At 71.3% G+C, this 6,437-nt stretch carries 6 protein-coding genes; 4 read left to right on the top strand and 2 right to left on the bottom strand.

The annotated features are described in order from the left end of the window. The first annotated feature begins 90 nt into the window (after positions 1-90). The 3 genes from AC3A5R_RS17790 to gad all read left to right on the top strand — a co-directional run bounded on the left by AC3A5R_RS17790 (position 91) and on the right by gad (position 3,638). A complete protein-coding gene (locus tag AC3A5R_RS17790) occupies positions 91-1,455 on the top strand; it encodes a chloride channel protein (RefSeq protein WP_487622097.1) in 1,365 nt (454 codons plus the stop codon). A 64-nt stretch (positions 1,456-1,519) separates the two neighbouring features. Then, on the top strand, positions 1,520-2,242 hold the full coding sequence (locus AC3A5R_RS17795; protein ID WP_487622098.1) for a hypothetical protein: 723 nt from the start codon (positions 1,520-1,522) through the stop codon (positions 2,240-2,242). Between the two features lie 19 nt (positions 2,243-2,261). Next, the gene (gad, locus tag AC3A5R_RS17800) at positions 2,262-3,638 is read left to right on the top strand and encodes a glutamate decarboxylase (protein WP_487622099.1); all 1,377 of its coding nucleotides are present in this window, start codon (positions 2,262-2,264) and stop codon (positions 3,636-3,638) included. A gap of 7 nt (positions 3,639-3,645) precedes the next feature. Here the strand turns inward: gad and AC3A5R_RS17805 are convergent, their stop codons facing one another. Both AC3A5R_RS17805 and AC3A5R_RS17810 read right to left on the bottom strand, forming a co-directional pair. Continuing rightward, positions 3,646-4,026 (bottom strand): rhodanese-like domain-containing protein, encoded by a 381-nt coding sequence (locus AC3A5R_RS17805; protein WP_487622100.1) that lies wholly within the window; start codon positions 4,024-4,026, stop codon positions 3,646-3,648. After that, entirely contained in the window at positions 4,023-4,520 is a 498-nt protein-coding gene (locus tag AC3A5R_RS17810; protein ID WP_487622101.1) for a cysteine dioxygenase, read from the bottom strand. The genes AC3A5R_RS17805 and AC3A5R_RS17810 overlap by 4 nt, the downstream gene beginning before the upstream one ends. Before the next feature lie 238 nt (positions 4,521-4,758). On the opposite strand from AC3A5R_RS17810, the gene AC3A5R_RS17815 reads away from it, so the two are divergent. Continuing rightward, positions 4,759-5,799: a DMT family transporter gene (locus tag AC3A5R_RS17815; protein ID WP_487622102.1), complete on the top strand. Its 1,041-nt coding sequence runs from the start codon at positions 4,759-4,761 to the stop codon at positions 5,797-5,799. The last annotated feature ends 638 nt before the right edge of the window (positions 5,800-6,437 follow it).

Raw genomic sequence — 6,437 nt, forward strand, 5'->3', positions numbered from 1 at the left:
CGCCGGACCGTGACCCGGGGCTACCTTGGGACGCAAGGACGCACGTACGTCCCGCTCCGGGCGGGACCTCGGGCGAGGAGGCAGACCGAGGTGACTGACGCGGCCACGCCACCCGGGTCGCCGGGCGCGCTCGACCCGGCGAGCATCCTCCGGTCCCGCGCCTACCTGTCGGCCCTGGTGCTCGCGGCGCTCCTCGGCATCCCGATCTCGGCCGTGGCGTACGGGTTCCTCGCGCTGGCGGGTGCCATCCAGACCTACCTCTTCGACGACCTCCCGTCCGACCTCTTCGCCGCCGGCACCCCGGCCTGGTGGCCCGTTCCCTGGCTCGCGTTGTGCGGCCTGCTCGTCGGGCTGACGATCCGTCACCTGCCGGGCACGGCGGGTCACTCGCCGGCTCTCGGCTTCCACACCGGCACCGGTCCGGTGTCCGGCCGTGACCTCCCAGGCGTCGTCATCGCCGCCCTGACGACGCTCGGCCTCGGGGCCGTGCTCGGGCCGGAAGCCCCGCTCATCGCGATCGGCGGTGGGTTGGCGGCCCTCACCGTGCGACTGGCGAAACGCGACGCGCCGCCCATGGCCGCGACGATCATGGCCTCCGCCGGCAGCTTCGCCGCCGTCAGCACGCTGCTCGGCTCGCCGCTGCTCGGCGCGTTCCTCATCATGGAGGCGGTCGGCATCGCCGGGGCGACCCTCAGCCTCGTCGCGCTGCCCGGCCTGCTGGCGTCGGGCATCGGCGCGCTGGTGTTCGTCGGGCTCGACGCCTGGACCGGGCTCGGTACGTTCTCGCTGGCCCTGACCACCGTGCCGCAGGCCGTGGCGCCGACCATCCCGTCGTTGCTGTGGGCCGTTCCGGTCGGCGCCCTCGGCGCGCTGCTCGGCTGGGCGATCCGCTGGCTCGCGTTGACGGTGCGGCCGCTCGTGCACCGCAACCGGCTGCCGGTCACGGTGGGTCTCGGCCTGCTCGTCGGACTGTGCGCCACGGCCTACCAGGGCTTCACGGGGCACGAGTTCGGCCAGGTGCTGTTCTCGGGGCAGGACGCGCTGCCCGGCCTCGTCGCGAACGCCGCGAGCTACTCGCTCGGGGTGCTCGTGCTCCTCGCGCTGTTCAAGGGTGTCGCCTACGGGCTCTCGCTCAGTGCCTTCCGGGGCGGCCCGGTGTTCCCGGCCATGTTCATCGGCGCCGTGCTCGGCATCGCGTTGAGCGGCCTCCCCGGCATGGAGCTCGCGGCCGCCATCGGCACGGGCATCGGCGCGATGTGCTGCGCCATGCTCCGGCTGCCGCTCACGTCGGTGCTCCTCGCGACCCTGCTCATGGGCGCGGACGGCCTCAGGATCACCCCGCAGGTCGTCGTCGCCGTCGTCGTGTCGTACGTCCTCACGGCGGTCCTGCCCACGCCTGGGCCACCGCAGCCGGAGGAGCCGCAGGACGCGGCCCGAGTCATCCCGAGGGGGTGAGTCGTCACGACGACGATCCGTCGATAGTGGATCGACCGAGCCGTCGTCGAGAGCGAGCAACCGGATGCGAGTGCGACCAGACCGCCTGAACACGACGATCGCCTGGCTCTTCATGGCCGGCTCGGCGTGCTTCGTGGTCGGCTCGGTCCCGGCGTACGTGTCGGCCACCGGGAGCCGGGCCGACGACATCACCTACGTGGTCGGGTCGGTCTTCTTCACGTGCGCCTCCTACTGCCAGCTCGTCCAGGCGCAGACCCCCGGCACGACCGCCGTCGACGAGGTGACGCAGCGCCAGCGGGTGCGGGCGCGTCTGGCCGGCTGGATGCCGCACGACCGCGCGTGGCTGGCCGCGGCCGCCCAGTTCCCCGGCACGCTGTTCTTCAACATCAGCACCACCGCCGCCCTGACCCACAACGCGACGGCCGCCGAGTCGGACCGCTACGTGTGGCGGCCCGACGTCTACGGGTCGGTCCTCTTCCTCGTGTCGAGCGCCTTCGCCGTGCTCGCAGTCTCACGCCACTTCCTCAGCGTCGAGTCCGAGTCCTTCCCGTGGCGGATCGCATGGGTCAACATGCTGGGCTCGGTGCTCTTCATGGCCTCGGCGCTCGCGAGCTACGTCGTCCCGAGCACCGACGAGGTGCTCGACACCCGCATCGCCGTCGCCGGCACCTTCTTCGGCGCCGCGTGCTTCCTCCTCGGCGCGGCCCTCATGCTCCCGGCGTGGCGCCGCGCCCTGTCGGCTGCTGCGACGCCGACGCCTGACCTCCCTGACACGTCCAGACCCTGACCGAGCGAAGGAGAATCGCATGAGCACCCCGTCCGAGCTCGACGCCGTCGGCGCCCTCTACGGCAACCGCTTCGTCACCCAGGAGGTGCCGAGCCGCGAGTTCCCCGCCACGGGGATGAGCGCGGTCGACGCCATGCGCCTCGTGGGCGAGGACCTCGCCCTCGAGGGCGACCCGGGCCGCAACCTCGCCACCTTCGTGACGACGTGGATGGAACCCGAGGCGCAGCGGATCATCGCCGAGAACCTGCACCGAAACTTCATCGACCACGCGGAGTACCCGCGCACGGCCGAGATCGAGCAGCGCTGCATCCGGATGCTCGCCGACCTGTTCCACGCGCCGGGCGAGACCACGGGCGCGCGCACCCAGGGCTCGTCGGAGGCGATCATGCTGGGCGGCCTGTCGCTCAAGTGGAACTGGCGGACGCGTCGGCAGGCCGAGGGGGGCTCCACGGAGCGACCCAACCTCGTCTTCGGCGGCGACGTGCACGTCGTCTGGGAGAAGTTCTGCCGCTACTTCGACGTCGAGCCGCGGATCGTCCCGCTCCGGTCCGGCAAGTACACGATCGGACCGGAGGACGTCGAACCCCACGTGGACGAGAACACCATCGGGGTCGCGGCCGTGCTCGGGACGACCTTCACCGGCCACAAGGACGACGTCGTCGGCATCAACGACCTGCTCGTGCGGATCAAGCAGGAGCGCGGCCTCGACGTGCCGCTGCACATCGACGGGGCGAGCGGCGGCTTCGTGTGGCCGTTCCTCTACCCCGACTCGCCCTGGGACTTCCGACTCGAGCAGGTGCGGTCGATCAACGTGTCGGGGCACAAGTTCGGCCTCGTCTACCCGGGCATCGGGTGGCTCGTCTTCCGTGAGGTCGCCGACCTGGCGCCGGACCTGGTCTTCATGGAGAACTACCTCGGCAAGACCGACTCGACCTTCACCCTGAACTTCTCCACCGGCTCGGCCATGGTGCTGGCGCAGTACTACAACTTCGTGCGGTACGGCCGGGAGGGCTACGCGTACATCATGCGCAACATGCAGGAGAACGCCCGGATCCTCGGCGACCAGCTCGAGGCGATGGGGCGGTTCGAGCTCATCGGTCGCGACAAGGAACAGCTGCCGCTCGTCGCCTTCCGGCTGTCCGGCGAGCAGAGCTACAACGAGTTCGACATCGCGTGGCAGCTGTCCGCCGAGCGCGGCTGGATGGTGCCGGCGTACACGATGCCGCCCGACGCCCAGGACGTCACGATCATGCGGGCCCTGGTCAAGGAGACGATGAGCCGCGAGCACGTCGACACCCTGGCCCGCGACGTCGAGGCCGCCTGCACGACGCTCGCGGCCAAGGGCGGGGCGCACGAGTCGGAGCGGGCCAAGATGGTCGTCGGCCCCGGCCACTGACCAGCGCTCAGTCGGCCGGCTGGCCTGCGAGCCAGTCGCGCCAAGCCGCGAAGCCGCCGATGACGTCGGTGGCTCTGCGGATGCCGAGGTCCTGCAGCGACGCCGCGGCCAGGCTCGAGGAGTAGCCCTCCTGGCACAGCACGACGACCTCGAGGTCGTGGCTCGCGATGGGCAGGGCCGCGTCGGAGGCGGGGTCGAAGCGCCACTCGAGGACGTTCCGCTCGACGAGGAGCGCCCCCGGCAGCTCCCCCTCGGCCCGGCGTTGCGCCTCCGGTCGGGTGTCGACGACGACAGCGCCTCGCTCGCGGACCGCGGCGTCGGCCTGCTCGGGCGTGAGCCGGTGCAGCCGGTCGCGCGCCGCCGTCAGGACCTCGTCGATCGTGCTCACCAGTCCACTCCTGCCGCCTGCTCCTCCTCGACGGCGAGCGCGCCGTCGATCTCACGGTAGCTCGTCATGAGCGTCAGCTTCGGGGCGTAGACGTGGAGGCTGACGGCCGGGTCGGGCCCGAGGTTGGTGACCCGGTGCAGGTGGCGGCGGCCGAAGGTCCTCTGGTCTCCTGGGGTCAGCCGGATGCCGGGGCCGGTGACGCGTCGGACGTCGTCGAGGTCGACGGCGCTGCGGTAGCCGGCGACCTCCTCGGTGAGGACGCCCTGGAGCACGACGAACGAGCCCGAGCTGCCGCCGTGGTCGTGCCACGGCGTGCCCTGGCCGGGCAGCCAGGTCAGCAGCCAGGCCTCGTGGTCGTCGTCGGCGTGGAGGCGGGCGTAGTAGCGGGTGACCGGGTCGAAGTCGACGAGCCTGGACCAGAGGGTCTGCTGGCGGGCGAGGCGTCGGGCCGTGTCGGCGAGCTGGACGGCGGTGCGCGGGGTGTGACGGGACATGTATAGGGCCTTTCGTGGGTGCGGTGATGGGGGCTCGACGGGTGAGGGCGGGCTCAACGAGCCGTTCGACATCGCTCCCAGGCGCTGGGCATCACATAACTGCACGTTTCCACACGGACAACCATAACTTATGGAAGTCGGTAGGTAGGAATTGATGTCCGACAGGTGGCGCGATGCTGCGGGTGGCTGGCCGGAAATGGGGCGGCGTGCTGTCGGTATCGGGGCCTAGGTTTCTCGGGTGAGCCTCGAAGCGCGGCCCGGCCGCGACAACCAGCCCCCGTCCGACGTCGACGCGACCGTCGTCCCGGCACCGGTCCTCCCGGACGCTGCGTCGCTGGGGGTGGAGTCGGCCGTGGGGGAGTCGGCGTCGGGGGTCGACGGGTCTGTCGAGCCCGCGTCGAACCGGTGGCTCGTCCTCGGCGCGATGAGCCTGACGCTCGTGCTCTGGGCGTCCGCCTTCGTCGCGATCCGCCATCTCGGCCACTCCGTGCCCGCCGGCGCGTTGTCGCTCGGCCGGCTCCTCGTGGCGTCGGTGGCGCTCGCCGTCCTCGTCTTCCGTCGGCCGCGCACGTGGCCGGCCCGGCGTGACTGGCCCCTCCTGCTGCTGTGCGGCATCGCGTGGTTCGGCATCTACAACCTGGCCCTCAACGAGGCCGAGCGACGCATCGACGCTGGCACCTCGGCGCTCATCGTCCAGATCGGCCCGATCATCGTCGCGCTGCTCGCCACTGTGTTCCTCGGTGAGGTCATGACGCGGTGGCTGCTCATCGGGATGGCGGTCGGGTTCGCGGGCGTCGTCGTCATCGCCCGCGGGTTCTCCACCGGCGACTCCAGCGACCTCGTCGGCGTCTGGCTCGCAGTCCTCGCGGCGGTCACCTACGGCATCGGCGTGCTCGCCCAGAAGCCGCTCCTCGGGCGGTTGCCCGGACCCGAGGTCACGTGGATCGCGTGCGTCATCGGCGCCGTGACGTGCCTGCCGTGGAGCGGCCAGCTCGTCGACGTCGTGCGCACGGGCGACGCGTCGTCGCTGCTGTGGATCGCCTACCTCGGGGTGTTCCCGACGGCCATCGCCTTCACGACGTGGGCCTACGTGCTCGCGCGGGGAAATGCCGGCACGGTCACCCTGACGACGTTCCTCGTGCCGTTCATCGCGACCCTCATCGCCGGGGTGCTGCTCGACGAGGTGCCGCCGGCGCTGACCTTCCTCGGCGGTGCCCTCTGCATCGTCGGCGTGCTGCTGACCCGACGCAAGTCCCGGCCGAAGGTGTCGGCCTCCTAGCTGCTCCCGCGCTCCTCGCCGGGACGTCCGCGCCTTCTTCCGTCGACGTACGTCTCCGAATCGGCTTGTGGGACAAGCTCGGTCGAGGAATTGAGCGTGTGGACAACTCTTCCATCTCATTCGAACATGTGTTCTAATTGAGGTAGGAGACCACCCGGCGGAAGGAGAGCGGCGATGCCCTATCTCGACGCGCTGCCCGCCGGGTCTGCGAGCGGTCGTCTCGCTCGGGTCCGGCGGATCCTCGCCGCGGACAGGGTGTTCCGTGAGGGTCGTTCGTCGGCCGAAGGTGCCACCGACTGCCGTGGTCTCGCCGCGCCCGGGGCCGGTACGGAGTCGAGAGGGATAGGCCGCGACGGAGGGCGCCCAGTCGACGCCCGCGCCGGACGCACGGCTGGGGGCGTCACCCCGGGCGTCGCTGAGCTCGCGGCCGTCGGCGGCGCGTTCCGGGACGAGCGTCTGGATGTCTGTGGTGATCGGGTGTTGTCGCAGGTCGAGGCGCTGGAGCGGGCCAAGGCGCGACTGGAGTCCCGGCTGCTGCAGGCCTACGCGGCACTGCACACGATCCAGGACCAGCAGCTGGCCCGGTTCGCCCCGAGGTCCCCGATCCCGCTGTCGGCAGACCGGGTCGTCGCGGACGA

Source organism: Intrasporangium sp. Soil_C_50, assembly GCF_057656595.1.